General features: G+C 66.7%; 1 protein-coding gene. It reads left to right on the top strand.

Annotation, left to right across the window (positions count from 1 at the left end):
* Positions 1–437, top strand: a 437-nt coding sequence (locus tag D7V97_RS43615) for a DUF2161 family putative PD-(D/E)XK-type phosphodiesterase (protein WP_199729259.1), incomplete at its 5' end; no start/stop codon positions are given.
* Between the last annotated feature and the right edge of the window lie 34 nt (positions 438–471).

Below are 471 nucleotides of genomic sequence, written 5' to 3'. Positions count from 1 at the left end.
ATCGGGACCGCCGGGCGCACAAGCTCTGCCGGCTGCTCGGCTTTGGGCTGCTGGCGGTCGACCCGGCGCGCCAAGCCGTCGAAATCCTGGCCGAACCAGCACCCTACCGCCCGCGGCCGAATGCCAAACGCCGTAGCCGGCTGGTGCTGGAACACCAGCGCCGCCAGGGCGACCCTGCCGAAGGTGGCTCAACGCGTCTGCCCATTCTCACGGCTTACCGACAGAGGGCACTGGCCTGCGCCATGGCGATGGCCGCAGGGCCCGTCAGTACCAAGACCCTGCGCAAGATTGCACCCGACGCCGGTACCCTCATGCTGCGCAACGTCTACGGTTGGTTCGAACGGGAAAGCCGCGGCGTCTATCGCCTGACCGAATCTGGCTCAGCAGCATTGCGCGGCAGCCTGGTAAGCCCCGCAACGTCAGGTATCGCAGTCTGAGCTTCGCCGGCTTTGCAAGAGCCAGCCCTTATAC

This window comes from Corallococcus sp. CA053C (assembly GCF_003611675.1).
In the GTDB taxonomy this organism is placed as follows: Bacteria; Myxococcota; Myxococcia; order Myxococcales; family Myxococcaceae; genus Corallococcus.
Note: the sequence above shows the minus strand (reverse complement) of the source record. Positions and strands in the feature narration are given on the sequence as shown.